This window comes from Microbacterium longlingense, assembly GCF_058349825.2.
Window position 1 is genome coordinate 132,743 of the sequence record NZ_JBYRJA020000008.1, and the last position, 24,930, is coordinate 157,672.

The window sequence follows — 24,930 nt, forward strand, 5'->3', positions numbered from 1 at the left end:
GTCCCGAGGCGAGAACGAAGATTCGCGGCACAGACAATCTAGGGGGCACGTCGCCGATGGCAGCCGAGACGACTGAATCAGCGGGACGGTCGCTTCCGGGGAAGCAACCGCTCCCTCCCCGGGCGTGGACGGGGACCGTCGACGCTTTCAGCGTCCCCTCCGTGCCAGACTGGCGCCGTCGCTACGCACGAAAGCTCTGGGTGAGCGACACGCTCGCGATCACCGTCGTGGTCTACGCCACGCAGCTCGTCTGGCTCGGCAACACGCATGTCGTCACGGACGACTCCCTGATCCCCCCGATCCCCTACTGGATCATCTCGGCGCTGCTCGTGATCGTCTGGAGCCTCGCTCTCGGCTGGGCCGACTCGCGCAACGACAGGATCGCCGGGTTCGGGGCCACCGAGTTCATCCGTGTTTCCGATGCCAGCCTGCGCGTGTTCGGCGCGATGGCCATCATCGCCTTCCTCTTCAAGATCGAGGTCGCCCGAGGGTATCTGCTGATCAGCCTTCCGATCGGGCTGCTCGCGCTGCTGCTGGAACGCTGGCTCTGGCGTCGATGGCTGCTCTCCCAGCGGCGACGGGGCGAGTACTGCTCCCGCGTTCTCCTGGTGGGCTCTCTGGGCTCCGTCGCCGACACGGCAGCCCAGCTCCGGCGGCAGCCGCAGGCCGGATACCGGGTCGTCGGGGCGTGTGTGCCGGACCGCGACGGCACCAAGCACATCCCGGGCAGTCGTATCCCCGTCATCGGCAGCGTGGACGCCATCGAGTCCGCACTCGCCTCGATCACCGCCGACACGGTGATCATCACCAGCACAGACGACCTGCCCTCCAACCGCGTCAAGCAGATCTCCTGGGGGCTCGAGGCGGGCCGCCAGCACCTGGTGATCGCCCCGAGCATCGCAGACATCGCGGGTCCCCGCATCCACACCCGCCCGGTCGCCGGTCTGCCGCTGATCCATGTCGAGACCCCGCGCTTCAGCCGCGGCCAGCTGTTCGCCAAGCGCATGCTCGACCTCGTCGCGAGCACCCTGGCCGTGGCGCTGCTGAGTCCGTTCCTGCTCGTCTTCGCGCTGTCGGTGAAGTTCACCTCACCCGGCCCGATCCTGTTCAAGCAGACCAGGATCGGCCTGCGCGGAACAGAGTTCAAGATGCTCAAGTTCCGCTCCATGGTGGTCAACGCGGAGGATCTTCTCGCCGACCTCGCCGAGGCGGAACGGGATTCCGGGAACACCGTGATGTTCAAGATGAAGGACGACCCCCGCGTGACCGGCATCGGCCGGTTCATGCGCCGCTTCAGCATCGATGAGCTGCCGCAGCTCTTCAACGTCATCGGCGGGTCGATGTCTCTCGTCGGCCCCCGACCGCCGCTCCCCTCCGAGGTCGAGCAGTACGCCGACCATGTGCACCGCCGGTTCCTCGCCAAGCCGGGTATCACCGGGCTCTGGCAGGTCAGCGGCCGTTCGACGCTCTCGTGGGAGGAGACCGTGCGGCTCGACCTCTCCTACGTCGAGAACTGGAGCATGCTCGGCGACCTCGGCATCCTGATCAAGACCGTCAAGGTCGTCGTCGCCCCCGGCGAGACCGCCCACTAAGCAATGACCCACGGAAGCCAGATGCGACACCCGAACACCGAATCAGCACCGACATCGACAGTGACGTGCGTCATCCCGACGCACGACCGCGACGAAAGCGCGCTCGTCGCCGTGCGATCGGTTCTCGCCCAAACTCATCGACCATCGTCGATCGTGCTCTCGGACGACACGGGCCGCGACCCGTCACGACCTCCCCTCGACGATCTCGTCGACGAGGCTCAGGGCCTGCTCGAGGTCAGGGATGCGAGCGGGTCCCCGCGTCCCGGCGCGTCGCACTCACGAAACACGGGCGCCGCTGGGGCGGAGACCGACTATCTCGCGTTTCTCGACGATGACGACAAGTGGGAGCCGGAGTATCTGGAGCAGTTGATCGGCGCGCTCGAGCGGTCCGGCGCCGACCTCGCCGTGGCCTGGGGGGCCATCCAGCGAGGCGATCGCGTGCGCCACTTCAACTGGGCGATGACCGAGGGCCTTTCCGCCCGGGAGGTGGTCGCGAACAATCCCGGGATCACCGGAAGCAACTTCGTCATCCGCCGGGACATCTTCGAGCGTATCGGCGGCTTCGACCCCGAGATGCGGGTGTGGAACGACCTGGACTTCTTCGTCCGTTTTCTTCAGGCGGGCGGCCGGTACGTCGCCGTCGAGAAGGAACTCGTCATACAGGTTGTGACAGAAGACGAGCATCTCTCGTCGAGAAGCGAACGCCGCGCGCTCGGCCTGCAGGCATACGCCGCCAAGCACGCCCAGCTCCTCGACCGCACGGGCCGCAGAAGGCTCAGGCGCGAAACGCACCTCGCTCGCATGTTCGTCGGCCAAAAGCCTCGGCTCCTCTTCGCGCACTGGTTCGGCGTGCTCGCCAACGCGAACCCGTCCTACGTCATCGGCGTGTTTCTGCGTCGCACGCGCCGAGACCCCGGACACAACACGACGAAGATCGGGAGACCGTCATCATGAGCGGGAGGCCAGTGAGCACCGACCAGACCCCCGTGGCGTCGCGCCACGCCCGCAAGGTCGCCGAATACATCCTCCGACGTTCCGAAGAGGACGGTCTCGCCGTCACCTGGCTGAACCACTGGTCCGCGATGCATGCGGATTGGCCGGCGGTATCGAAGTCTGATCTCATCGGGGTCGACGGAACCCTCCTGCAGCTCATCCTCGCGCGCGGAGGAATGAAGGTCGGGCGCTCGTCAGCCGATCTCGTGATTCCCCAGTACCTGCAACTGGCCGGGGACGCGAGAATAGCTCTCATCGGTGGCGCCCCCGGAGTCGCCAGACAAGCAGCAGAGCGACTCGACGGCGTGGTGTTCACGGCGGACGGTTTCGGCGAGCTGGAGGTCCTCCGGCAGAGTTCGCAGCGCCTCTGCGATGCTGCACCGGATATCGTCGTGCTCGGGCTGGGCGCGGCACTCCAGGATCAGGTGAGCGCACAGGTCCGGAACGTTCTGCCTGACGCTGTCGTCTTCACCGCCGGGGGGTGGCTTGACCAGCTCGCCAAGAGCGAGCAGTACTTCCCCCCGATCGTTCATGCTCTCCGGCTGGGGTGGCTCTGGCGCATCCTCCACGAGCCCAGACGCCTCCTGCACCGCTACACGGTGAGCGCTGTCCAGGCCGTCCTCGGCGCAAAGAAGCTTCGCGCCGACATCCGTGCCGCAAGCGAGCAGATCACGGACATCGGCTTCGCGGGACGCGGATCCGGATCGGCACGATCCCGATCGGACGAACCGACACCCGGACGCCGCGTCATGCAGCTGGTCACCCAGCTCGAACCCGCTGGCGCTCAGTCGATGGCGCGTTGGCTCGAGGACAATCTGCAGGACCAGGAGTCGCTCTCCACCGTTTTCCTCTACGACAAATCCGGCAGCGACCTGTTTCCCGAGCCACGGCTCCTGGCAGCGCGCCGGCCGAGCTCCCCGGCGGACATGATCGGCTTCGCCCGCAGGACGTGGCGGTTGCGTCGCGAGGACGTCGATGTGGTCCTGGCACACACCCACTTCTCGATCGCTCTCGCCACACTCCTCTGGTGGCGATCCCGCCGCACCACCGTCGTACCGGTGCACCATTGGCCCCTCGAGAAGTATCCGCGTCCCGTGAGGTCGGTGATCTCCGCGGCGCGCAGACGCAACAAGTACGTCGATGAGGTGTTCGTCAGCCCATCGGCGGTCGACATCTCGCCCGCGAACGTCATCCCCAACCCGGTGCCGCACGCCGGGCCGTACTCCTCCTCGACCGAGCTCCCGGCCGACATCATCATCGTCGCGCGCCATGCCGAAGAGAAATCGATCGAGACGGCGATCCGTGCCCTGCAAGAGCTTCCCGACCGGCATCTCACGCTCGTGGGCGGTGGACCGCTGACCGACGAGCTCACCCTCCTGGTCGAACGACTCGAGCTCCGCGATCGCGTGACCTTCGCGGGGCGTCTGTCGAACCCGCAGGTGCGGGATCTGATGCAGCGCTGCCGGATCTTCCTCCTGCCCTCTCTCTGGGAGGCGATGCCCGTGTCGCTTCTGGAGGCCGTCGCGGAGGACTGCACGATCGTCGTGAGCGATATCGCCGCCCATCAGTTCCTCCTCGAACGCGCGGCGGCCGCGAGTTTCCCCCCGGGTGATGTTCCCGCTCTCACGCACGCGATCGCGCGCAGCGACGACCCTGACCTCCAGAGCAGCATGGCGTCGGGACGAGCTCTCGTGCGCCGCGACTACAGCCAGGAGTCGATCCGTGACAGCTGGAGCAGGCTGATCCACGCGGTCTCGGAGAGAACAGCTCCATGACCACGGCACCCGACCACGCAGGCGTCGACGCGAAGCCCCGGAACCGATGGCAACGCAAACTGGTCGTCGCCCTCTGGATACTGGCCGTCTCCCCGGCATTCGCGCAATCTCTGACAATGGACAGGGACAGCTTCGTCGAAGGCGCGGCGAACGTCTATTCACCCGCCGTCGTCGCAGCCTCGGCGCTTTCGCTGTGGGGGCCCATCGCCATTTCCGCAGTGCTGGCGATCATCAAGCTGCCCGTCCTGTTACGAACGTCGGCGCTGCGTTTCTTTGCCCTTCTCTTCCCTCTTGCCTGGGTGACCATCGTGGCTTTCGTCCAGGATCGAACACTGACGCTTTCCATCAGCGTCCTGTTGTCCTATCTCCTGATTATCGTATCCGCGCGCATCAGTCCGTCCGACCTCGCGCCGCTCGGCCTGCTCGGCGGTCTGACCGCCGCTTTCTCTCTGATCATGCTAGGCCTGTCGCCCGATACGGTCGTCATGCCAGACAGCCTGGGAACGTTCGCCGACAAGAGCATCACCGGCCTGCCGCTGCTGGCGGGCCCGTTCTCACACGTGAACCTCTTCGGCCTGTTCCTCATGTTCTCCTTCCCTTTCGTGTTCCTCCTGAAGAGCCGGGCCAGCCGAATCATCTTCGCCAGCCTGATCATCATCGCCCTGATCGCCGCGTCGTCTCGGTCCTCCTTGCTGAGTGTGGCGATCTCCGGCGTTATTGCGCTCATCCTTCTCGGAAAACGACCGTGGCGCATCACTGTCGTCGGCACGATGTTGCTCGTCGGACTGCTGGCGCAGCCCTTCCTCGCATTCACGGCGCGTGACCCGGAGGCGTTCACGGGTCGCACGCGGATCTGGCAGTTCAACCTGGACCAGGTCAACGGCTCAGAGTGGCTCACCGGGAAAGGCGTGCTCTGGTACCAGGACAATTTTGCGTTCATCCGCCAACAGTTGTTTGCGGCTGCTGGCCACGGTCACAACGACTTCGTTTCTTCCACGGTCACGGGAGGTGTGGTGCTCTACGCCGCGATCATCCTGATCGGCATCCTCGCGTGGCGAGGCGTGTCGTCGCTGCCGCGACGGGAGATGGTCGTCAGCGGGATGTTCCTCACGGCGGCCATCATCGCCGGCAGCACGGAGACGCTGTTCTCGCTGGTCCCCGGCCCGCTGTCCGTCGTCACCTGGGTCCCGCTGTACGCGATCGCTTTCGCGAGCTCCGCCATCCGCCAGGACGATGCGCCGGCCACCGGCCTCCCGGCGCCCCGCACGAGCGAAGCAGCTCAGCTGTGAGGGTACGCGCAGCCGCAATCATGCTGTCGGCGCAGTGGGGCAGGTATGCGCTCCAGCTCATCGGCATCGTGGTGATCGCGCGGCTCGTCTCGCCCGCGGAGTTCGGCATCGTCGCCCTCGGTATCGCCCTCTCCGGGTTCGCCCTGGTCTTGGGCGACTTCGGCCTGAGCCTGGCGGCCCTGCAGTCTCGGGAGCTGTCACAAGGCCAGAAGAGCAATCTCTTCTGGATCAACTGCATGCTCGGCCTGGTGATGGCCGGCGTCGTCGCTGGCGTCGCCGTTCCCGTCTCTCTCGCGTACGACAACCCCCTCCTGGCCACGGTCCTCTTCATCCTGGCGCCGTCGTTCCTCTTCCGCGGGGTCGCCGTGCAGCCGATGGTCGAGATCAATCGCGCCGAGAACTTCCGCCGGCTCGCGCTGGTGCAGTTCACGGGCGACCTCGCCGGCCTCGTCGTGACCGTGGTTCTCGCCGTCCTCGGCATGGGCTTCGTCGCTGTGGCCGTGCAGTCAACGGTCGCCGCAGCGGTCACCATGATCTTGGCGCTCGCGGCAGCGCGCTGGATCCCCTCCTGGCCACGGCGCGGCGTTCCGATGCGCCAACAGCTGACGTTCGGTGGGTTCACGATGCTCACCCACCTGGCCAACTATTTCACGTCCAACATCGACACCCTGGTGCTCGGTTGGACCTCCAGCTCGAACGTCGTGGGCCTGTACAGCCGCGCCAGTCAGCTCAGCGGCCTCGCCCTGCAGCAGGTCGGCGCTCCCCTCACCCGGGTCGTCCTCCCTCGAACGTCGACAGCGGAGACATCGCAGGAGCTCGAGTCGCTGCTTCTGCGAGCGCAGCGCCTGCTCTCGTACCCGATGCTCGCCTTCCTCGCCGTCCTGGTGACGCAGGCAGATCCGCTCGTCTCCTGGATCCTCGGTGCCCCCTGGTCCGGCGCCGTGCCCTTCATCTGGGCGCTTGCCGCCGGCGTCGCCTTCCAGACCATCGGCTATGTCTTCTATTGGTGCTACACCGCAACAGGCAAGGCCGGCCTGATGCTCCTGGCCGAGTCCCTGGGGCGTGTGGTCCTCATCGTCCTCGTCATCCTGTGCGCCGCGGTCGGGCCGCTGTGGGTCGCACTCGCTGTATCGGTCGGAAAGATCGCGATCTGGCTTTCCAGCGCGCTGTTCATGCGCAGCACAGGAGTGTCCGCGCGGCAGCTCACGATCGCCGCTGTGCGTCCGGTCCTCGCCGCGACGATCGCGGGCGCCGCCTCCGCGGGCACCTCAGCGCTGCTGAGCGCACAGGGGTCGGTCGTGCAGTTCGTGGTCTCGCTCGCTGTCGGAGTGGTCACGTACGCCCTCTTCGTCGCGTTCTTTGCGCGCTCCGACGTGCGCGACATTCTTTCAGAACTACGGCGCCTGAAGAAGAGTTGAGAGAGGCACAGTGACCTTGTCATCCCCACGCGTGTTCGGCGCGACCGTGACTTACGGAGACCGCGGCCATCTCTGCGTCGCGGCCGCGGCCAGCATGTTCGCCGCGGGCGCATCTCAGGTCTTGATCATCGAGAACGGCGCGTCCCCGGAATCCACCCGCGTGATCGAGCAGTACGCACGTTCGGCACCCGGACCGCTGACGCGCATCACCCTCCCCACCAACCTGGGTTCCGCGCCCGCGTTCTCCCGTGCCATAGAGGAAGCGCACCGCGCAGGCGCTGAGTACATTTGGCTGCTGGATGATGACAATTGCGCGGATCCCGACGCACTCTCCGAGCTCCTCGCGCGACTCGAGGATCTGGAAGTCCAGTACCCCCTGGCGGCGGTCGCCCCTCTCCGCGGGACGGTCGATGACCCCCGCGGCTCCCGAGAACTCGCCGCACGCCTGACCAAGAAGTATCCGCCCGAGCAGCGCTCCTTCTGCGGAGCCGACATCTGGATGTACGCCCAGAAGCTCCGGCAACGCGTGAAGCGAACGTCCCGCCCGGCCCCGAAGGCTCCCGCTCCGCTCGTGATCCCCTTCGCTCCGTGGGGCGGACTCCTGTTTCCCCGAGACGTGGTGACGGCGTGCGGGCTCCCGATCGCCGATCTGATCCTGTACGGGGAAGACACGGAGTACACCGGACGAATAACGCGCGCCGGTGGTGTCATCGAAGTGGTGACCAGCGCGCACGTCGTCGACACGTCCGAGAAGTGGGTCCCGGCCGGGTTGGAGATACCGGCTTTCCTGCGCGCCGAGAACACGACGAGTCTCTATTACACGGTCAGGAACCGGGTCTACCGCGAGTTCCATCGCACCGGGGACGGCTGGAACGTCCTTCGCCTCGCGAACGCCGCCTTCTTCTGGAGCATGTGCCTCGTCTGGTTCCTGCGCTACCGGTCCGTCACGAACCTCGCCACACTCGCAAAAGCCTGCCGGCACGGCATCTCGGGAAGAATCGGACGTATAGAGGACCTGTCTTAGCGTGAAGATCACATCAGTAACCCGTGTCGTGCCGTTCGACGGAATCCCGCATGCCGGCGGCGTATACGTACTGGCCCATGTCAAGGCCCTCAGAGAACTGGGCCATGAGCTGACGATCGTCGCCCCCGATGGCGAGGAGAACCGCCGGGGCGCCGAGTATCTCGCGGCCTCCGGCGTCGAGACCATCCTCATCGACCACGAGACGACACCCGGATGGTGGAGTCGGCAGCGCGCTCGTTTGGTGCCGTCGCGGCTCTCCCACCGCACCCGTCGGAGTTTCCGGTCCCGTGACGACGTGCGGAAAGCGCTGTCTGACGCCGATCTGCTGGAGTTCCAATGGACGGAGGCGGCGACGCTTCTTCGCCAGCTGGGCCGACGAGACCGTCGCAAGCGCACCGTCGCCGTCATCCATGACGTCATGACACAGTCCTTTGCTCGTCAGGTCGCGACCTGGCCTGCCGCCAGCGTCCGCGGGGTCGTGTCGAGAGTCCGGCGCTTCACCGCACGACGCGATGAGAAATGGGTCTGCCGGAACTTCTCCGAGCTGATGACGTTCAGCGAGAAGGACGCCGCCCTTCTTCGCACGCTGGGCGCTCGCAACGTCAACGTCGTTCGCCCCCCTCTCGCCGGCGTGGACGCCACGGCACCCGCAGGGCCGGATCGCGCGCACGTCCGCTCGACACGCCAACTGCTCTTCGTCGGGGCGTTCGGCCGGTCGGTCAATGCTGATGCGGCCTTATGGTTCGCCGATGAAGTCCTCCCCCGCGTGCAGGAGTCCCTTCCTGACGCGCATGTCGTCTTCGCAGGAGCCAACCCTTCCGAGGCGATGCTCGACCGCTCCCGGACGCGTTTCGGTATCACGGTGACGGGCCGTGTTGACTCTCTGACGCCCTGCTACGAGAGCTCATCGGTCGCCGTTGTCCCGCTTCTCGCCGGCGCAGGAGTCAAGTTCAAGGTCGTGGAGGCGATGCTCGCCGGGCTTCCCGTCGTCACCACTCCCATCGGTGCGGAAGGAATAGCGGAGGAAGAGACCGCAGACGAGGGATACTCCCCCTTCTACGCGGTGTGCAGCACTCCCGTCGAGTTTGCGGACGCCGTCGTGCAGGCGCTGCAGGATGATGCCGCATCCGCCCGCGGGAGCGAAGCCCAGAGGTGGGCGCGTCTGGTCTTCTCCGAAGCGACGTTCGTGACCCGCCTGGACGATCTGTACGGGCGTTGACGCCGCCTGCGGCGGCTTCTCCTCGGCGTCGATGTGCGGACGGCTGGATCGCCGACTCCGTGTGATTCGCGGCGGTTCGTTCCCGAGGGGACCCGGTTCGACGCACCGGATGGCGCGACGGAAATCCCGCCGTCAGGGCTCGCGTCGTTCCGGAGAGAAGAGGCCCCGCACGCCGCGCACGACCCTCGCCATCCGGGCTCGGAGTCGACCTGTCGGCGGCAGACCTGCCCACACCTGGTAGCTCTCGATATACTCATCGCTCGGCCAGATGATGAGGCGCAGCGCCGTCCACCGCTGTCTCCAGGGAAGCATCCGGAGACCGCGAACATAAAGGCCGACTTTGCTGGAGCGGCCGTAGAGCACCCAGTCCTCGGAAACTGCCGACCCAGCGGCATCGAACTCTCGCTCGGGAAACGCCAGGGAGATCGACCTCCCCGCCGCCCCGACGGCGGCCAAGGCCACGGCCGCCTCGAAAGCCTCCTCGCCGCCGTGCGTCAGAAAAGCGCTCGCGGTCTCGTAGGCGCTCTCCGCCGTCGCGCGCCCCGGAGCGGGCCGCAGAACGTGCAGGGCCGCGAGGACTGCTGCGGCGCCGACCGTGGGAGCCCTGCCGGTGACGTGGGCGAACTCGAACGGCGTGGTGTAGCGCTTGATCGCCGCGAAGGCGTCCTCATCCTCGAGCGCGACACCGGGGAATCGTCGATGCAGGTCGATCTCGCATCCCCAGCCCAGCGACGGAGCGAGGGACGTGGAATGGAAGTTCGGAAGGAGGTTCCAATGGTCGAGGTGTGCATGCCAGCCCCACAACCGCAGTTCGGCTATCAGGCTGTCCAGACGGCCTGGTTCGATCCAGACGTCGATGTCGCCGGAATGCTCACGCTCCCGCAGCCCCTGCTGGTGCAGCATCGGCCCCTTGAGAAAGACCACATCGATGCCTTTGTCCCGCGCGATACTCGCGACCAGCGCGTAGACGAGCTCGTGAAACGGCGAGCTCATCCAGGGCGCTGCAACACGGCGCACCCGCGCCGGATGCTCGAGATCGGATGCGACGAGGCCGGCGTCCGCCATCTCCCGAACGACCTCCCGTTCGGCGTCTTCGAGGTCGGCGTCGTTCACCGGCGCTTCGACCAGGCGCCTCCAGAGGTCGGCACCGGCGCCGAAAAGCGCCATCGGTGTGGTCGGGATCGTCGGGATGACGATCAGCTCGGTGCCCTCGGCGAAGTGAGCGGAACCCGTGACGTCGAGGGCTCCGTAGGCGATCGCGATCCAGCTGACGTTCTCCGCCGCGGACGCAGCGTCGCGCGGCGCCGTCATCCTCACTGGCTCAACCCGTTGTCACCGACCTTGAGCGTGGTGAGCAGCTCCGCTTGCACCAGCTCGTCGATCGCCTGATTCACCAGGACGGAGGCGTCGCCGCCCGGGGGGTTGCCGTGCACGGCCACCACCGACGATGTGATCTCTTCGATGTCGAGCCCCGCCGCCACGCCCCGCCAGATGAGGGGGGCGATTCCTCCGAGTACCCGCACCGTCCGGTCGGAGAGAAGCAGCAGCGCACCGTCGAGTTCGATCCCGTCCCTCACGGCGACGCTGATCCGCACGGGCCCTGCCGCGTCCTCCACCGGTGCGGCGACAGAGACGGCCTCCTCACGGACCGGCGTGATCTCACCGCCGAGCACCTGATCGACGAGCGATCGCAACGACGCCGCTTCGGAGTACGTCACACGCAGGAGCCCCCCGGTCGCATTCGCAAGCTCGATGAGGCGCTGCAGGGGCCTGTCCACCTCCGGGAGATAGCTCATCTGGGCGACCACGTTCTCCAGCGCATCAATCATGCTGACACGCTCGATACGCGGTTCGACGACACCCTGAGATCGTTCCAGGAGGACAAGTCCTGCAAGCCGGAGCGGGGTGTCCGGCAGCTCGAGCAAGCCGATCGACGAACCCGCGACCTGCTCCTTGGGACGACCCTCACGGACCAGGGAGAGCGGCTTGCGGTACGGCAGGACGCGCAGCTGCTCGTCCACGCCGATGGTCTCGTCCGAAACGTAGCCGTAGTGGCACGCGACGGTGCGGGACAGCGTCGTCTTTCCCCGCCCAGATGGACCGACGAAGGCCACCACCCGGCCGTCCGGTGCTGCGACACCCGCAGCATGGAACATCAGCAGCGAGCCGGAGCGCCGACCCAGTGCGGCCAGCGTCACGTCAACCGAGAGGCGTTCGAGGCGGGCGTCATCGCCGCCGGTCGACGGGATCACGACCTCCGCGTCCGGAGGGGAGCCGTCCCCGGGCAGCGCGGCGTCCGCCCACGCAGCACGGACGCGCTGCATGAAGTCCGGCGCTGCGTCCGCACCGAAGGAAACCCTGATCCGCAGCCCGAGCGCACTCACATCGAAAGCGCGAGTCACGATCACGTCACCTCCGCGCCGCACGCCGTGATTCGGCTCGGCTCGATCCTCCAGAGGGGGCGGTCGGTTCTGCCTCATAGGAGGCTCGTCGCTGCACGGCGGGTTCGACGGGCTCGGCGTCGCCGGCATCGGAGCGATAGTAGTCACCGTGGTACTGATAGCCGTAGTAGGCCGCACCAGACCCCTTGCGCGGAACACGGTTGAGCACGATGCCCAGGGCTCGCGCTCCGGCCCGCTCCAGATTGCCGAGCGCCTTCGCCAGCACCTCGTACGTCGTCTTGCCGACCGTGGAGACCACGATGGCGCCATCGGCCCGGTTCGCCAGCACGGCGGCATCGGTCACCGGGATGAGCGGCGGCGCGTCGATGATGACCACGACCTGCTCAGCCAGCGTCTCGAGAAGCTTGCGCATGCGCTCGGATCCGAGCACCTCGCTCGGGTTCGGCGGGATCTTGCCGGCACCGACCACGACCAGGTTCTTCGTCCCGCGAACCGGCTGCGCGACATCGGCGATCTCCGCACGGCCGGCCAGCACGTCGGAGAGCCCCGCGCCCTCGACCAGGTTGAAGACGGTGCTGATCATCGGGCGACGCAGGTCGCCGTCGATGAGGATGACACGCTGCCCGTTGGCGGCGAGCGTGATCGCCAGGTTCGACGCGGTCGTCGACTTCCCGTCGCCCGGCAGCGGGCTTGTGACGACCAGCACGCGCGGAGGGTTGTCGACATCCATGAACTGGATGTTGGTACGCAGCTCACGCATCGCCTCTGCCACGCCGAACAGGTGGGCGTTGCTGCTGTTGACCGAGTTGCCTCCGTCGATGGGGATCAGACGGTTCTCCGCGGTGAACGACTTCTCTTCGGGAATCGTTCCGACCACCGCGACGCCGGTGGCCTTCTCCACGCCCTCGACGGTGCGGATGCGGCGATCGAGCGTGTAGCGCAGAATGCCGTACGCCGCACCGGCGATCAATCCCAGAAGACCACCGATCGCCAGGGCGAGGCGCACGTTCGGCGACGACGGGGAGGACGGGAGCGCGGCCGAGTCGACCGGACGGAGGTAGACCGCCCCGGTCGTGGCGGGGTCCCCGGTCTCGGTGTCGTTGACGGCTGCGGCCATCGCACGAACCCAGGCCTCAGCCAGGTCACGGGCGGCTTCGGGAGACTCGGCGCGCGCGCTGACGCGGAGCGCCACGGTGTCGATGGGGCGGGAGATCGAGATCTGGCTGACGAGCCCCTCGGGGGTGCTGTCGAGTCCGAGCTCCTCGATGGCCCGCTCTGCCACCGCGCGGGACGTGCCGAGCTCGACGTAGGTGGCGACACGCCCCTGGGCCGCCGCGTTGCCGGTCATCACCGACGTCGCATCGTCAGACCCCTGTGTGACCGCCTGGACGAGCGCAGAGGCGTTCGCGGTGTACACACGAGGCTGGAGCTGCGACCATCCGAAGGCGAGAGCCACGCCGAGCAGGGTCAGCAGTACCACGCCGAGCCAGTGCGCTCTGAAGATCAGCAGGTACTGACGAATATCCATGTGACAGGTGTCTCCCCCGGGGTGTGCAGAGCCCGCGCATGAGCGCAGACCCCAGTAAACTTACTATAGAGCCCTCGGTTCTTCCCCGATGGCCGGCCCGGCGACGCGGAGTGACACCCACGTCGTTGCAGATCGAGAGCACGCACCACGGAGGCAGCGACCGGCATGACGCACGAGGCCAGACGGACCCTGATCGCGCTCACGGTGGTGGCTGTCCTCGTGGCCGGCCTCTGCACGTGGATCCTCTGGGCGACGCAGTCCGCTCCAGCGACGTCAGACCGGCTCGATGCCCTCCGCACGGCGGAGCGCGAGTACCGGCTGACCGTCTCGGAGCACGACGCCGCCGCGAAGAGCCTGCGGCAGACGCAGGAGGATGCTCTCCAGTTCGCCGACGCACTGGAGGCGGCCTCTCTCGAGCCCGGCGACGACGCGCTCGCTGCGCAGGTCGGCGCGCTGCGGACAGCTGCCGGGCCCACGGATGCGGACAACGCGGCGGAGACGATGTACACCCGCACGGTGTCTGCCGACGCGCAGCCCGATGCCATTGCAGCCGCGGTCGCCGAGCTGGAGGCCTCCCGCTCCGCCATGAGCGGGCGCACCGAGGAGCTCACGGCGAAAGCCCATGCCATCGAGTCCGTCGTCCAGTCGGCCGAGACCGTGTTGCGGACCGCTGTGGACGCCCGGGCGTCCCAGGTGTCCGCGTTGCGCGCGTACCCGGCAGAGCCCGATGTCGAGGCGGCGATGGACGATTTCGTCCAGGTGGCCTCGCTCACCGATCTGGACCGTCAAGGTCTGCTCGCCGCGCTCTCGTACTACGCGGCGCTCGTTCCTTCTCTGCCGGCCGGGGAGGAAGACACTCTCGAGGAGTGAGGCCTGCGCGGGAGGGCGCGGGCGTTCCGCGCCGTCAGGATACTGACGTCGCGCGACACCGCTGCGGAGAGCGGCAGAAGCCCCGTTCATGACGATCGGCGGGCCGCAGCTTTCGCTGCGGCCCGCCGATCGTGGTGAGCGCTGATCGAGATCAGGGGCGCTGCGTGGTGCCCGTGTACGTCGTCGCGCCAGCACCCAGGGCCAGGAGACCGACCGGCAGGTGGTCGCTGAGGTCGTAGTTCAGGGTGACCGGGCAGAGCAGGTCGACGCCGAGGCCCCACTTGAAGGTGACGTTGACCTGAACGGACAGCTGCTGCGGGCGGGTACGCGGCAGACCGGTGCGGAGGTTGCTCGGGTCGATGCGAACATCGTTGAACGCGAAGACCGAGGCCATGACGCCTACGGCGCCCAGCACGCCGGCACCCGGTGCGAGGCCGATGGTGGACGAGTAGGTCTCGCCATCGCTCATGGTCAGAACCGCGCTGGTCACGATGTACGTGAAAGCCGGCTTGAAGTCGAAGATGTTGCCGATCAGGCTGCCGCAACCGGTCGCATCGAGAATCACCGGCGAGGCGAAAGCGAGGAGCGCGCGGCTGCTGGCGGCGACGCCAGCGATCTGATGGTTCGGTCACCCCTGCGGGCGACGTGTCCCATACTGGCCTCGACGCCCGGAGCCGCGGTCGACCGAGGTCGCATATTGCGTGAAACCTGTCGCAAAGCGACGCAGCCGCGGAGAACGGCTCGACGGGCGCACGCATCCACGGCGCCGCGAGACGACACGCCCCACGGCATCGCCGTGCTGCGAGGACCCGCATCCGCGTGATCTGTCGCGAAACGGGGAGCGCCGGCGGTCACCGGCCGGAGAGGGCGCGGATCGTCAGCCGTGCAGGCTCTCGTCGATGTCCGCCACGAACGCCGCGATGGCCGGATAGCCGCTCACCGGCCCGCCGGCGAGCATGCCGTCTCCCCCCAGCAGCACAGCGGTGGGTGTGACCCAGTCGGCGATCGAGTCGCGCACGAAGGAGTAGGGGTCGTACAGCGTCTCCGGGTCATCGCCCCCGGTGAGGGAGGCGGGAGGGCTGGCGACGAGGAGCGGACGCACCGCTACCTCCGGCAGCAGTGCGCGCCACTCGGGGATGCGAGCGATCACCTGCACGCACGAGGAACAGCCGGGATTGACGGCGAGCAGCAGGATCGGCCGCTGCATGCTGAGCGCGCGCAGACTGTACTCGGTGCCGTCGGCCGCGCGGACCGGCACAGAAGGCGTGCGCACCGGCAGGTAGTCGGCGAGCTCCTCATCGGCCACAGCAGCCGGATGGGCAGCAACCGGATGGGCCGTCGCCGCGCCGCCCGCCGCGGACGGCTGCACCGGAGCCCACACCGTCAGGGCGGTGGTGACGGCGGCGACGATCAGTCCCGCGGCCCCCACCCAGCCGGCGAGGCCGAGATCGGCGATGGTCGCGATCGCACCTCCCCACAACGGATTGGTCCAGCTGGCGGCGGCCGCCCCCAGCGCCACGAGCAGGTACCACCCGTTACGCACCAGCGTGACCCTGCTCACCGGCTTCGCATCACCGAAGCAGGCACAGGAGACGTCCTCCCCCGCACGCAGGGTGCGCCAGACCAGCACCACGTACGCCGCCATCAAGAGCGCGGCGACCACACCGGCGGCGGCCCCGAGGAGACCTCCCAGCGCGCTCACCGCGATGCCGAGCGCGATCTCGCCCCACGGGTGGAAGCGCAGCAGCCACGAGCGGCGCAGCGGACCCGGCACCCCCATCGCCACCCAGCCGTCCAGGCTGTCTGGCTTTCGGAGTTTGGCGACCCCGCTCACGATGAGGACGGCCGAGACGACGAGCGGGAAGACGACGGCAATCAGGTACAGCACGGCACGAGTCTAGGGGCGCACGGACCACACGGGCGGCGCGGCCCTGCCGTGACCCAGACGAGAAAGAGAAGGGCACCCCGGGGTGTGCCCTTCTCTTCGTCCTGCTCGTGCGTCTTCGCCGGTCGGCGCCGCTGATCGCGGTCGCTCGACGCGACAGCGCGGATCAGCGGACCGGCGTCGCCGTTCCGGCGAACTTGACGATGCCGCCCTTGAGCGACTTCACCAGGCCGATCGAGGTGACCTTGCCGAACTCCCACTCCAGCAATGGCTGGCACTCGACGGACACGGAGACCGGCGGGACGCCGACCTTCGCCCGCAGCGTGATGAGCGGCCGGATGCCGATCTTCACCGGGTGCGGCGCGTAGAGCTTGCCCCCTCCGGCCAGGGAGAGCGAGCTCCCCGACGGCATACGCACCCCGCGGAACGTGGCGACGCTCAGGAGAGCACTGATCGATCCCAGCGTTCCCTTCGCCACGGACGGGGCACAGACGGACTCATAGGTGCAGCCGTCGCTCATGGTCAGGGTCGCTTGCAGGCCCACCAGCTTGTAGAGCGGATCGAACACGCCGACGCACCCTGTCGCATCGATCGAGGCGAGCAGTTTGACCACCACGGTTCCGCTGTCGACGCCGCAGAACGGCAGGCGAACCGCCTCTGCGGCGAACGCCCCGGGCAGCACGCCCAGGGCCAGCGCGGGCTTGAAGCAGTCGGGACAGCTCGGCGGCTGCGCGATGCTCGTCGCCGACAGCGGTGCAGCGACCGCGGCGGTGACGACCGGCAGCGACCATGCCGCCCCGCGCAGCACCGTGCGGCGGCCGAGCTCATGCGGCGCGTCGCCGGTTGTCTGAATATCCGTCATGTGTGTTTCCCCCCGGAAATGTCTGCGGGAGGACAGCACCATTGATCCGTCCCCCCGGTCGGATTGTGATTCTCATCCTGCTGCGCGGACACCGGCCACCGACGTCGTGTGCGGTCGCTGCGTCGCTGAACAGCCGCGAATCTGTCGCGGAACAGACGACTATTCAGCCCTATTCATCGCGGCCGTCCGGTCGGTCTTTCGGAGCCTCCTCGACGACCGAGCGCACGGCACGGGACCGCGAACGTGGCGCAGGACGCCAGCGCGCGGGAGAGGGGAGGCCGTGAGCGGCGAACGCCCGGCGCAGGACAGCAGAGGTGCCGAACCCGGCGTGCTGCGCGATCTCCTCGATGGTCAGCAGTTCGTATGTCGTGTCGGCGAGCAGCGACTGGGCGAGCTCGACTCTGCGCCGGCGCAGCTCCTCCGTGGGAGAGCTTCCTGCCGCGGCGAAGACCCGCTGGAGCTGACGCACCGACATGTGCAGCTCCCGCGCGAGCTGGTCGACGCCGAAGGCGGGATCGGTGCGGCGGATCAGCATCAGGGTCCGCGCTCGTTCGAGCGGGCGCGGGTCCCGGGCGGCGACGGAGGGCAGCGTCCCTCCTCCGCCGCCCGCTTCGATGACGGCGCCGAACACCATCTCGACCAGCAACCGGTCCACGAGATAGTCGGTGTATCGCGTCGAGGGCACCGGTCTGCCGACCATGCTGTTCGCGAACGCGCGCAGGCCGAACACGAGAGGGGTCGCGGCAAGCGCTGGTCCGCGATCGAGACCGACATCGTCGATCTCCTCGATCGCGCGCCACGGCACCCAGATGCAGAGCACCGAGACGGGCTCGTCAGCGGAGATCTCACACGCGTGGTGGGGATGCGCGTAGAACGCCGGCTCCGCGCGGATCCGGCCGCCATCGTGCGGCGACAGCTGGACGGGTGCTGAGACGAGCCCCAGCAAGGCCGTCTCCGCGCCGACCCGGTCCTGCGGGCGCCACTGCCACGGCGCCGTGCGGTCGAGCACATGCACGGTGACGGCCGTGCTTCCGAAGCGGCGCGCGCTCAACGGCACGGCACGCGGATCCCCCAAGAGGGCGTCGAAGACGCCCTGACCTGCCCCCCAAGTCATGCCCCCCACTGTACGGTGCGCGGCGACGCGGTGTCCTCCCGGGCCGCCCGGGTACGGGTCATCCGGAGCGGTGCGGCCGCTCCGCTCGCTGCTGCGCGGACAGCCACAGGGGCTTGGGGCGTCCGGTGACGGCGCCCAGGAGCCACTCGACCGGCCCCGTTCCGATAAAACGCCACCACAGCCAGCCCGCCAGAAGCGTTCCCGGGACGACGGCGAGCACGAGCACGGGCTCATCGGGACTCCGGATCCACCCCATCGTCCGCCACAGCCACAGCAGCGCGACGTGGAAGAGATACAGGCTCAACGCCATCTGCCCCACGGCGACGAGGACCCCGGTGACGCCGTCGACGACCCTCCGCCACGGCACGGCCACCACGGTGACCAGAAGCACAACGGCCACGTAGGCCGCGAAGACGAGTCCGACATCGCGCAGCGTGTCCGCATAGCTGCCGGACACCCTCGTCGGCCAACCGAGCAGCCGCGTGCCGACGATATCGACGGCATAGGCGAGCGGCGCGATCGCGAGCATCGTCCAGAGCACGCGATCGCGACGGAAGCCATGCCGGGCCAGCAGCACGCCCAGCAGGAAGAAGGGCAGCAGGTTCACGACCCGGTAGTGCGGGTTCGTGATCAGCCAGTCCATCACGTAGTTGACCGGGAAGGAGGCCCGTGGAGCCGCCATCACCCCGGCGACGAGCGGATCGCTGACGATGACCAGGACGATCGCGATCACCGCGATCCACCGTCCGGTCAGCAGCACCAGGAGCGCCCCCACGATCAGCAGCATGCCGAGCACCGACAGCACGATCGCCACCCAGGTGCCCCAGGACGACATCCAGATCCCGAGAGCGATGAGGACGACACCACGCAGCGCTTGCTGGAGCATCATGACGCCGCGCCGCTGCGGCGGCGTGCGCACGAGAAGGAAATGGGCGGACATGCCCATCACGAGCCCGAAGAGCGGGGAGGCGAGGTCGCTGAGGTTGCCGATGACGAAGGACGCCGCTCGCGGCCGGCTGCCCCACGCGGGCGCCGCGTGGGCCACGACCATCGCAACGATCGCGACGCCGCGGAGGACGTCGGGAACGAGAACGCGCCCGGCGCGCGGGCCTACGGATGCCATGCCGCCCACCGTAGCGGTTCGCGGTGTCGCCAGCCGGTACCGTGGAGCGCATGAACGACTCTGAGAGCCGCCGACCCCTCTGGCGCCGGATCACGGGCTCGGTGTGGTTCCACCTCTTCGCCGCCTTCGCTGTGGTGGCGCTGCTGAGCAGCTTCGTGGTGAAGCTCGGCTACATCACCTCCGGATCGATGGAGAACGAGCTGCAGGTGCGAGATCGCGTGCTGATCGATCGGATATCGCTGGCGTTCTCCGACCCGCAGCCCGGCGACGTGATCGTCTTCGACGTCGATGACCCGTGGGACGGCCCGCGCGCCCCGGAGAGCAATCCGCTCAAGATCGCCTGGCAGTGGCTGGGCAGCACAACGGGGATCGGCCCCACCGGGCCGAACACGCTCATCAAACGCGTCATCGCCGGGCCGGGGCAGACGGCAGAGTGCTGCACCGCCGATGGCGCTGTGCTCGTCGACGGCACAGCGCTCGACGAGCCGTACATCTTCGAGGACTTCCCCTTCGAGCCCGGAGACCTGGACTGCACCACCACGCCGCGCTCGGCGCGCTGCTTCGATGCCGTCACCGTTCCCGCTGGTTCCTATCTGATGCTCGGCGATCACCGGTCGCGCTCCCTCGACTCCGCGGCGCAGTGCCGCATCGAGGGCGCACCGATGGACTGCTGGCGCTGGGCGGAACGGGACGACGTCGTCGGGCGCGCAGCCGTCGTGGTCTGGCCTGTCCCGCACTGGGGCGTCGTCGGCTGAGGACGAGCCGGATCGGCCCGCCCGCTGACGATCAGCGGGCGGCGAGCCAGTCGTCGAGCGTGTCCTTCTGCAGAGCCTCACCGATCTCCGCCCAGGCCGCCCAATCCGGCAGCACGATCGACTGCCCGTCGGCCGACGCTCCGGTGCCGAGCGTCGGTGCGGTGAAGAAGGTCACGTCGCCCCCGCGCACATTGCGCAGCTGGATGCCGAGCGGAAGGATGTACCCCGGTGTCAGGCCGGCGTCGACGGTCAGGTACGGCGAGAGCGCCGAGACGACGTCGGAGATCCGGGTCGGGTTGGTCAGCGTCTCTGCGCTCAAGAGCTTGTCGAGCACGCCCTTGATGAAGGCCTGCTGGTTTCGCACCCGCTGATAGTCGCCGTCGGCGAAGGAGTAACGCTCGCGCACGAATCGCAGCGCCTGCTTCCCGTCGAGGGTGATCGGCCCCTCCGCGTAGAAGAAGCCGTCGGCCTCGAAGGAGACCGTGTTCTGGAGCGTCACACCACCGAGCGCGTCCGTGAGCCCCTGGAAGCCCTCGAAGTCGATGATCGCGACGTGATCGACGCGCACGCCGAAGATGTCCTCCAGGGTCTCCACCATGAGCGGGACCCCGCCGAAGGCCTGCGCGGCATTGATCTTGTGCGTGCCCTGGCCGGGGATGTCGACCCAGTTGTCCCGCATGATCGACATGACCTGAATGCCGGACCGGTCGCCGGGGATGTGCATGAGCATGATCGTGTCGGCCCGGTCACCGGCGGTGTCGCTGATGTCGCCGCCGATGCTGCTGCGGGTGTCGGAGCCGAGCAGCAGGATGTTGACGGCGTCGGTCGTCGACAGGGCCGGGCGGGTCTCGACGTCGGGGAACACCTCGGCGTCGGGCAGCTGGGTCGCCTTCTCCTCGAACGTGTTGGAGAGGTTCATCACATAGATACCGGCCACCGCGACAGCCACGACGAGCACGCCGACGATCGAGAAGGCGACGATCCACGGCCAGCGCCGCTTGCGCTTGCCGTCATCCGGCTCGCCGGAGCCGCCGCTCTCGCGCATCTCGCGTCGGCTGCGGGGCGCCGGCTCCTCCGATGCATCGCCGAGCAGGTCATCGAGAGTGGTCATCACCCCTCCATTCTCGGCGTGGCCTTCGTGCCACGACAAACCGAGGCGAGCAGTCTGGGCCGGTTCCCGGTCCGGCCGTCGGCCGGTCCGTCAGTCGTCCACGCTCACCAGGATGGGGCGATGATCACTCGTCCCCTGCGGCAGCGTGCGAATGCGATCGATGCGCAGGCCGACCGAGGTCGCGAAGTCATAGTGCCCCCGGAAGACACGGTAGCGCGTGTAGGTGCGGTCATCGCTGAGAGTGAGCGCATAGCCGTGATCGCGCACCGTCTTGCCGAGGTTCTCCTTGAAGACGGGATAGTTGTAGTCGCCCACCATCAGGACGGGGAGTCCGTCGCCCATCGCCTGCAACTCCGAGAGCGCCGCGCGGATCTGCGCGCGGCGCAACGAGTTCAGCGCCGTCAGCGGCGCGGCGTGGAACGACGCCACGACGAGCTCACGGCCGCTGTCGATCTCCCTCAGGCGCACCCCGAGCACCCGCTCGGACGCCGGTTTGAGCATCCGGTCATGCAGCGACTTCTTCAGCTCGATCGTTCGCGTGCCGCTCACCGCGAAGAAGTCACGCCGAGCGTAGACCGCCAGCCCGAGCCGGTTGCGCTGCGTCGCATCGACGAGCTCGAGTCCGCCGAGCCGCCGCTGCAGACCGGAGACGTCGGCCTCCTGCAGGCACAGCAGATCGGGATCGTGCTCGTCCACGAGCGCGCTGAGCTCGTGCGCCGCGGCGTGCTTGCGAAGGTTGTAGGAGATCACGTCCATCGGTTCACACGGTACTCCCGCTGCCCATGAGCGGACATCGTCCGCCCCCAGGCGGAAACGCGATCATTCCCGTTCGCGACGCGCGCGGGTCTGCTCCGCACGAGCGGCCAGCAGGTCATCGGCGGGGTAGCCGACCTCGGCGAGGGTCAGTCCTCGCGCGGCGAGGACCGGGAACGCGCTCGTGCGCACCGCGTCGTCGCGCAGACGTGCGAGCTCGGGAACCCCCAGGCGCCCCTCCCCCACCGCCACGCACGCGCCGACGAGGGCGCGCACCATGCTGTGACAGAAGGCGTCCGCTTTCACCTCCGCACGGAGGATCCCGCGCTGGTCCCGCTGCCAGCGGTACGCCAGGAGCGTGCGGATGGTCGTCGCCTCCTCCCGCGGCTTGCAGTACGCAGCGAAGTCATGGAGGCCGAGCAGGGTGCCGGCCGCGGCGTCCATGGCGGCGACGTCGAGCTCGGCGCGCACGACCGTCGTGCGGTGCCGCTCCATCGGGTCGTAGCCGCTGACACGATCCGCGATGCGGTACTCGTAGCGCCGCCACACCGGGGAGAAGCGGGCATCGAACCCCGCGGGGGCGATGCTCGCGCGCCGCACCCAGACGTCCGAATACGCGCCGAGGACGCCGTTGACGCGGGCGGCGAGGGCGGCGACGTCGTCGCGTCCGTCCGCGCTCTCCCGGCGGCGACTCAACCGCGCCGTCTGCGCGTCGTCGAGGTCGAGGTGCGCGACCTGGCCGGAGGCGTGCACCCCGGCGTCCGTCCGACCGGCGACGATCAGCCGCGGGCTCCCCGCCAGGACACGGGTCAGAGCGTCCTCGAGCACCCCCTGGACGGTGCGCAGCTGCGGCTGGCGCGCCCAGCCGTGGAAGCGGGTGCCGTCATAGGCGATGTCGAGGCGGATGCGCACAGAGTCCACCCTAGGAGGCTGATCGGGTGCGCCGCCGCACGCGACCGCTGATGGCGTCTTCCCGGAGGGGGACGATCAGAGCCCCCGCCGCGGCAGGCGCCGACGGGACAGGACGGCGGTGAACGCTCATCCGCCGCCGCGCTCTCCGGCGGTGCTCCCGCTGCCCCCGCCGTGTTCGGCACGCCAGAGCGAACGCAGCCAGCACCGCTGCTCCTCGGTCGGACGCACGCCGATGAAGGGGCGGACAGAACCGACCCCCGCCACGGTCGGCAGCAGGTACGCCCCATCCCGCCGGAGATACCCCAGCGCACGGAGCCGCTCGACCCTGCGATCGATGCGCACCCGTCGGAACGGTCCGCGCGGCCGTGTCACGCCTGCCGTCAGCTCCGCCATCCGAACACCCCTGTCGACCACGACGCGATCGAGCACGACCCAGAATCGCGGGGCGAGAGCCGGACCCTGCGCGCCGCGCCAGAGCTCGCGGACGACGTCGCCGGGGAGATCCTCCGGGGCGGCTGCCGCGCTGCGCGAACCCGCGCGCCCTGTTCTCGTCGAGGTCATGTACGACCCCTACCAGGGAACCCGCCGGAGAGCACCGCCGGAGCAATGTTCTGGCGCAGATCGTTCGTTCTTCCGACGTGTTCGATCGCTGCGGAGCACATCCGCCGATGCACGCGCGCGCGGCGGGGCGGGCTGCCGTGCCACGGCGCTTCCGGGGAACCGGTACCCGGCAGAGCTGGCACGCATCATCGCCGCCCGGTTCAGCCCGGGGCCGGGGCCGGGGGATGGAGCGCAGCACAGCGCGCCGCCCGCACCACGGGAGGCAAGAAAATCTCCGATTCCGCGTAAGGAAAGGCCTCGGTGTGCATCTCTTCACATATGAGCGTGATGGAAACGGTGGAGCCGATGGCGATGATGGAGTTCGACGCGGAAGACGATGCGCTCGATGTGAGCATCGAGCGCGAGATGCACCGCGGCAGGACCTTCAGCGTGAGCCTGCCGGACGGATCGCGCCGGATCCTCTCGCTCGTGGTCGAGCGCGGCGTCGTCTCCGAGCAGGAGGCGATCGCGGCAGAGCGACGACCGCGCCTGTGGTCGCGCCGGCGCATCGACCAGCTCGAGAGCATGCGGTTCGTCCGGCGCGAGGGCGACACCCTGCGTCCGACCGTGCGCGGGGTCGCCGCGGCACGCCCCTTCGCCTCCGCACACGGCGCACAGCGCCCGTCGCAGGATGCCCTGCGTGAGCTCCGGCGCGCGGAGATCGCTCAGGGCTGAGCACACCGCGAGCGCCTCGTCACGAAAGCGTGATGGCGCGCGCCCCGTGGGGCGCGCGCCATCACGCTTTCGTCGTGCCTCCGCAGGGAGGGGCGGCAGCGGGTCAGCTGCTGCGGGCGACGGCCGTCACCGTCGCCAGGCGCTGCAGCACCTCGTGGCTGATCGAGCCCAGCAGGAAACGGGCGATCGCACCGCGGCCGTGGGATCCCACGACGGTCATGCGGGCGCGCGCGGCGAACTCGTTGAGCGCCGATGACGGATATCCCTGGTGGACCTCATGAACGATCTCCAGGTCCGGATACTGCGATCCGAGCCCGGCGAGCGCAACGGAGAGCATCTCATCGGTGAGGTTCTGCATGCTCTCCAGATACTGCTCCGGGTAGATCACGGGGCTGTTGCGCGGTGCGATAAGCGGTGTCCATACGCTCACGGCGATCAGCGGCTCCCGCAGGCGGTCCGCCTCGGCAGCGGCGAACCGGATCGCCGCCTCCGACACCGGCGACCCGTCGACACCGACCACGACGCCGCGGCGTTCCCCCAGATCGAAGTCGGGAACCACCACCACCGGGCACGCGGCGCCGGCGACGATGCGGATACCGTGCGCACCACGCTCCGGCCCCGTCCCCGGCCCCCGGTAGTCGGAGCCGATCACCAGCAGATCGGCGGTCTTGCTCAGTTCGATGAGACGCGCGACGGGGTTTCCTCGCTCGATGCGTGCCGCGGCCGAGACACCGCTGGCCGCCAGCGTCGCCACCGCGCTGGCGAGCAGCTCCTCGGCGTGCGCGACGGCGCTGTCGACCACGGCGCCCTCCCCGACAGCGCCGACGGCGCCGCCGACGACGGAGATCACCTCGATGGTCGCCCGGCGATCGAGGGCCCGCTGTGCGGCCCACGCGATGACGCGCTGCGTCACGGGCGCATCGGTGATGGCAACGAGGAACTTCTCTGTCATGGCAGCCTCCGCGGGTCCGCGCTTGTAGGTAGCCCCAGGCTACGGGACGGCGGCGCGGCGCGACGGGGTTCCTGGCCG

23 protein-coding genes are annotated in these 24,930 nt (G+C 68.5%); 10 read left to right on the plus strand and 13 right to left on the minus strand.

The window, feature by feature from the left end:
- The first annotated feature begins 56 nt into the window (after positions 1–56).
- Genes AC3RXY_RS12615 through AC3RXY_RS12645 form a run of 7 tightly spaced genes read left to right on the plus strand, consistent with a single transcriptional unit; the run spans position 57 to position 9,310 of the window.
- The gene (locus tag AC3RXY_RS12615) at positions 57–1,592 is read left to right on the plus strand and encodes a sugar transferase (RefSeq protein WP_491511280.1); all 1,536 of its coding nucleotides are present in this window, start codon (positions 57–59) and stop codon (positions 1,590–1,592) included.
- Between the two features lie 21 nt (positions 1,593–1,613).
- The gene (locus AC3RXY_RS12620; RefSeq protein WP_491511281.1) at positions 1,614–2,546 is read left to right on the plus strand and encodes a glycosyltransferase family 2 protein; all 933 of its coding nucleotides are present in this window, start codon (positions 1,614–1,616) and stop codon (positions 2,544–2,546) included.
- Positions 2,543–4,360, plus strand: coding sequence for a WecB/TagA/CpsF family glycosyltransferase (locus AC3RXY_RS12625; protein ID WP_498224728.1), 1,818 nt, complete (start codon positions 2,543–2,545; stop codon positions 4,358–4,360). Before AC3RXY_RS12620 ends, AC3RXY_RS12625 begins: the two co-directional genes overlap by 4 nt.
- Entirely contained in the window at positions 4,357–5,649 is a 1,293-nt protein-coding gene (locus AC3RXY_RS12630; protein WP_491511283.1) for an O-antigen ligase family protein, read from the plus strand. The genes AC3RXY_RS12625 and AC3RXY_RS12630 overlap by 4 nt, the downstream gene beginning before the upstream one ends.
- Complete coding sequence (locus AC3RXY_RS12635) at positions 5,646–7,067, plus strand: oligosaccharide flippase family protein (protein WP_491511284.1); 1,422 nt, start codon at positions 5,646–5,648, stop codon at positions 7,065–7,067. The genes AC3RXY_RS12630 and AC3RXY_RS12635 overlap by 4 nt, the downstream gene beginning before the upstream one ends.
- A 46-nt stretch (positions 7,068–7,113) precedes the next feature.
- Positions 7,114–8,091 carry a glycosyltransferase gene (locus AC3RXY_RS12640; RefSeq protein WP_491511285.1) on the plus strand — a complete coding sequence of 326 codons (978 nt, stop codon included), beginning with the start codon at positions 7,114–7,116 and terminating at the stop codon, positions 8,089–8,091.
- Between the two features lies 1 nt (position 8,092).
- Entirely contained in the window at positions 8,093–9,310 is a 1,218-nt protein-coding gene (locus AC3RXY_RS12645; RefSeq protein ID WP_491511286.1) for a glycosyltransferase, read from the plus strand.
- 132 nt (positions 9,311–9,442) lie between these two features.
- Here the strand turns inward: AC3RXY_RS12645 and AC3RXY_RS12650 are convergent, their stop codons facing one another.
- From AC3RXY_RS12650 to AC3RXY_RS12660, 3 genes are read right to left on the minus strand one after another with little or no spacing between them, the layout of a single operon-like run.
- The gene (locus AC3RXY_RS12650; RefSeq protein WP_491511287.1) at positions 9,443–10,621 is read right to left on the minus strand and encodes a nucleotidyltransferase family protein; all 1,179 of its coding nucleotides are present in this window, start codon (positions 10,619–10,621) and stop codon (positions 9,443–9,445) included.
- Between the two features lie 2 nt (positions 10,622–10,623).
- On the minus strand, positions 10,624–11,712 hold the full coding sequence (locus AC3RXY_RS12655) for a hypothetical protein (protein ID WP_498224730.1): 1,089 nt from the start codon (positions 11,710–11,712) through the stop codon (positions 10,624–10,626).
- 7 nt (positions 11,713–11,719) lie between these two features.
- Entirely contained in the window at positions 11,720–13,240 is a 1,521-nt protein-coding gene (locus tag AC3RXY_RS12660; RefSeq protein ID WP_491511289.1) for a tyrosine-protein kinase domain-containing protein, read from the minus strand.
- 165 nt (positions 13,241–13,405) lie between these two features.
- Between AC3RXY_RS12660 and AC3RXY_RS12665 the strand changes: the two genes are divergently transcribed.
- On the plus strand, positions 13,406–14,110 hold the full coding sequence (locus tag AC3RXY_RS12665; protein ID WP_491511290.1) for a hypothetical protein: 705 nt from the start codon (positions 13,406–13,408) through the stop codon (positions 14,108–14,110).
- 151 nt (positions 14,111–14,261) lie between these two features.
- Here AC3RXY_RS12665 and AC3RXY_RS12670 read toward each other — a convergent pair whose 3' ends face one another.
- From AC3RXY_RS12670 to AC3RXY_RS12690, 5 genes are all read right to left on the minus strand, one after another.
- Positions 14,262–14,675: a hypothetical protein gene (locus tag AC3RXY_RS12670; RefSeq protein WP_491511291.1), complete on the minus strand. Its 414-nt coding sequence runs from the start codon at positions 14,673–14,675 to the stop codon at positions 14,262–14,264.
- A gap of 312 nt (positions 14,676–14,987) precedes the next feature.
- A complete protein-coding gene (locus AC3RXY_RS12675; RefSeq protein ID WP_491511292.1) occupies positions 14,988–15,998 on the minus strand; it encodes a MauE/DoxX family redox-associated membrane protein in 1,011 nt (336 codons plus the stop codon).
- 163 nt (positions 15,999–16,161) lie between these two features.
- Entirely contained in the window at positions 16,162–16,857 is a 696-nt protein-coding gene (locus AC3RXY_RS12680) for a hypothetical protein (protein WP_491511293.1), read from the minus strand.
- A gap of 169 nt (positions 16,858–17,026) precedes the next feature.
- On the minus strand, positions 17,027–17,971 hold the full coding sequence (locus tag AC3RXY_RS12685) for a helix-turn-helix domain-containing protein (protein WP_491511294.1): 945 nt from the start codon (positions 17,969–17,971) through the stop codon (positions 17,027–17,029).
- Positions 17,972–18,029: 58 nt separating this feature from the next.
- Complete coding sequence (locus AC3RXY_RS12690) at positions 18,030–19,094, minus strand: acyltransferase family protein (protein WP_491511295.1); 1,065 nt, start codon at positions 19,092–19,094, stop codon at positions 18,030–18,032.
- Between the two features lie 50 nt (positions 19,095–19,144).
- Between AC3RXY_RS12690 and lepB the strand changes: the two genes are divergently transcribed.
- Positions 19,145–19,849, plus strand: coding sequence for a signal peptidase I (gene lepB / locus AC3RXY_RS12695; protein ID WP_491511296.1), 705 nt, complete (start codon positions 19,145–19,147; stop codon positions 19,847–19,849).
- Positions 19,850–19,880: 31 nt separating this feature from the next.
- Here the strand turns inward: lepB and AC3RXY_RS12700 are convergent, their stop codons facing one another.
- From AC3RXY_RS12700 to AC3RXY_RS12715, 4 genes are all read right to left on the minus strand, one after another.
- Positions 19,881–20,960: an LCP family protein gene (locus AC3RXY_RS12700; RefSeq protein ID WP_491511297.1), complete on the minus strand. Its 1,080-nt coding sequence runs from the start codon at positions 20,958–20,960 to the stop codon at positions 19,881–19,883.
- 90 nt (positions 20,961–21,050) lie between these two features.
- Positions 21,051–21,716, minus strand: a complete 666-nt coding sequence (locus AC3RXY_RS12705; protein WP_491511298.1) for an endonuclease/exonuclease/phosphatase family protein — start codon at positions 21,714–21,716, stop codon at positions 21,051–21,053.
- A gap of 63 nt (positions 21,717–21,779) precedes the next feature.
- Entirely contained in the window at positions 21,780–22,625 is an 846-nt protein-coding gene (truA, locus tag AC3RXY_RS12710) for a tRNA pseudouridine(38-40) synthase TruA (RefSeq protein ID WP_491511344.1), read from the minus strand.
- A 126-nt stretch (positions 22,626–22,751) separates the two neighbouring features.
- The gene (locus tag AC3RXY_RS12715) at positions 22,752–23,186 is read right to left on the minus strand and encodes a hypothetical protein (protein ID WP_491511299.1); all 435 of its coding nucleotides are present in this window, start codon (positions 23,184–23,186) and stop codon (positions 22,752–22,754) included.
- A gap of 324 nt (positions 23,187–23,510) precedes the next feature.
- Here AC3RXY_RS12715 and AC3RXY_RS12720 point away from each other — a divergent pair, with 324 nt between their 5' ends.
- Positions 23,511–23,900: a hypothetical protein gene (locus AC3RXY_RS12720; RefSeq protein WP_491511300.1), complete on the plus strand. Its 390-nt coding sequence runs from the start codon at positions 23,511–23,513 to the stop codon at positions 23,898–23,900.
- 103 nt (positions 23,901–24,003) lie between these two features.
- On the opposite strand, the gene AC3RXY_RS12725 is transcribed toward AC3RXY_RS12720, so the two are convergent.
- The gene (locus AC3RXY_RS12725) at positions 24,004–24,852 is read right to left on the minus strand and encodes a universal stress protein (protein WP_491511301.1); all 849 of its coding nucleotides are present in this window, start codon (positions 24,850–24,852) and stop codon (positions 24,004–24,006) included.
- Between the last annotated feature and the right edge of the window lie 78 nt (positions 24,853–24,930).